This window comes from Caballeronia sp., assembly GCF_049581465.1.
Lineage (GTDB): Bacteria > Pseudomonadota > Gammaproteobacteria > Burkholderiales > Burkholderiaceae > Caballeronia.
Genome location: NZ_JBAUSA010000025.1, coordinates 1 through 2,487, shown reverse-complemented (window position 1 = coordinate 2,487; position 2,487 = coordinate 1). Strand labels below are relative to the sequence as shown.

General features: G+C 63.1%; 2 protein-coding genes and 1 pseudogene. 1 reads left to right on the top strand and 2 read right to left on the bottom strand.

Annotated elements, in window-relative coordinates; all coding sequences use genetic code 11:
• Together WCA53_RS00575 and mnmH are read right to left on the bottom strand one after the other, a co-directional pair.
• Window positions 1–355: pseudogene (locus tag WCA53_RS00575) on the bottom strand (permease); the annotation flags it as partial.
• A 34-nt stretch (window positions 356–389) separates the two neighbouring features.
• Window positions 390–1,451 carry a tRNA 2-selenouridine(34) synthase MnmH gene (gene mnmH / locus WCA53_RS00570; protein ID WP_423904160.1) on the bottom strand — a complete coding sequence of 354 codons (1,062 nt, stop codon included), beginning with the start codon at window positions 1,449–1,451 and terminating at the stop codon, window positions 390–392.
• Between the two features lie 160 nt (window positions 1,452–1,611).
• On the opposite strand from mnmH, the gene eutB reads away from it, so the two are divergent.
• The coding region (eutB, locus tag WCA53_RS00565; RefSeq protein WP_423904157.1) for an ethanolamine ammonia-lyase subunit EutB at window positions 1,612–2,487 on the top strand (876 nt) is incomplete at its 3' end.

The window sequence follows — 2,487 nt, the reverse complement described above, 5'->3', positions numbered from 1 at the left end:
CCATCAACCCGCCGTTCACCACGCTGCCGAAGTCGTTGCGCCCCACTGCGCGCGCGACCCACTGCGGCGGAATCAGCGCCTGCACGGCCGAGCCGAGCAGCAAGCCGAGGACCATTGCCTGCCAGATCGCCTTGCCGTAGGCGAACGCATAGTCGATCGCCGCGTGCCACGAAGCCGGGGGCGCGCTCGATGCGGTCCCCATCAGGATCGACTTGCCGATGGACTGCTGGCTGGCCGCCACGAATGCGCGGTTGTAATACGGAAACCATTTCACGTAGAACAGCCCGAGCACGGCAATCAGCAGGAACGTGATCGCGCCCAGCGTGACGCGGGGTTGTCGAAGGGTCGATTGCATGTTGTTGGTCTTGGGTTTGAAGGGAAGATTATTTTCAGGCGAGCGCGGTTGCATCGAGTCGTGCAAGTAGCGCCCTCGCCTGCTCGACGACATCCGGGTCATTGGGCCGGAATAGCATCTGCGTGGCGTGCGGCAGTTCGATGAAATGCTCGTGGCTGCTGCGTGTGTAAGCCGGATCGTAGTGCAGGTCGATCAGCTCACGGGCCAGTTCCGCGCCGTTGTTGTCATCGACCTGGCGGTGCCAGCCGGCCACCCGCTCGCGGCTATGCAGCCCGATCAGCTTCGACAACTGCTGTTTGAACAATTCCGGATCGCGAAAAAGATGCGCATAGTCATGCAGCAGGAAAATCGCACGATCCTCGCGGCTCGACGTCACCTCCACGCACGCAGCGCGGTGAAACGTATCGAGCAATGAAAGCGGCAACGAAACTGCGCCAATACGCCGGCTCTCCGCTTCGACAAACACCGGGCGCGCCGGATCCAGCGCGCGCAGTGCGGACACGAGCAGGGTATCGAAGCGCTTTTGCGACGGTTGCGCCTCGCCGGGCCACGCGCCCAGCAGCGAACCGCGATGCGACGCGAGATTTTCCAGGTCCAGCGTCTGCGCGCCCGCCTCGTCCAGCGCGTTGAGCAAACGCGTCTTGCCGCTGCCTGTCGGACCGGCGAGCACGATGTAGCGAAACGCCGCCGGCAGGTGGTCGAGCGTGTCGAGCGTAGCGCGCCGATAAACCTTATATCCGCCGTCCAGTTGCCGCGCCTGCCAGCCGATCATGTTGAACAGCGTGGTGACCGACCCCGAGCGCTTGCCGCCGCGCCAGCAATAAATCACCGGCCGCCAGTTGCGCGGCCGGTCGGCGAAGGTGGTTTCCAGGTGATGCGCGATATTGCGCGCGACGATCGCCGCGCCCACTCGCGTAGCCTCGAACGGCGACACTTGCTTGTACATCGTGCCGACGAGCACCCGTTCCTCATTGCTCAAGACGGGCGCGTTGAACGCGCCCGGAATGTGGTCTTCGGCGAATTCGAACGGCGTGCGGACATCGACGATCTCATCGAAATCGCCCAGCCGGTCAAGGTTTACGAGCAGGTTTTTCAAGGTGCGGCGCGATAAAGTAGGCTGGCGAGGTGGGCTCGCACGAAGAACGCAATTATCGCATGGCGGATATTTCATGGCCGCCCCGCGCGCCCGCCGGCCTCGTGCCGCAAAACGAGTGCAAACTGCGCACTGATGCATGCCCGGAAACGAGGATCACGCGATGAGCTATGCCGAAACCATCGGTAGCCGGACATACCGTTTCGACGACCTGAAGACGCTGCTGGCGAAAGCCACCCCGTCGCGCTCCGGCGACCAGCTCGCGGGTGTGACGGCGGACACGGAAGAGGAACGGGTGGCCGCGAAGATGGCGCTTGCCCAGGTGCCGTTACGCACCTTCCTGAACGAAACGGTGATTCCGTACGAGAGCGATGAGGTGACGCGGCTGATCATCGACGACCATTCTCCCCCTGCGTTCGCCGAAATCGCACACTTGACGGTGGGCGATTTCCGCAACTGGCTGCTCGCCGACACCACCGACTCCGCCGCGCTGATCCGCGTGGCGCAGGGACTGACGCCGGAGATGGTCGCGGCGGTGTCGAAGCTCATGCGCAACCAGGACCTGATTCTCGCGGCCAGGAAACGGCCCGTGATTACGCGCTTTCGCAACACGATCGGCTTGCCCGGGCACATGTCGGTGCGCCTCCAGCCGAATCATCCGACCGACGACGTGAAAGGCATCGCGGCGTCGATGCTCGACGGCCTCATGTACGGCTGCGGCGACGCGGTGATCGGCATCAATCCCGCTTCGGATTCGTTGAGCACGATCACGACGCTGCTCGTGATGATCGACGACTTCCGCCAGCGCTATGAAGTCCCGACGCAATCGTGCGTGCTCACGCATGTGACCAATACGATCGCTGCAATCGAGAAAGGCGCGCCCGTCGATCTCGTGTTCCAGTCGATCGCGGGCACTGAGAAAGCGAACAGCAGTTTCGGCGTGTCGCTCGTGCTGCTTAAGGAGGCGCATGAGGCAGGGTTGTCGCTCAAACGCGGCACCGTTGGCAACGACTTGATGTATTTCGAAACCGGCCAGGGG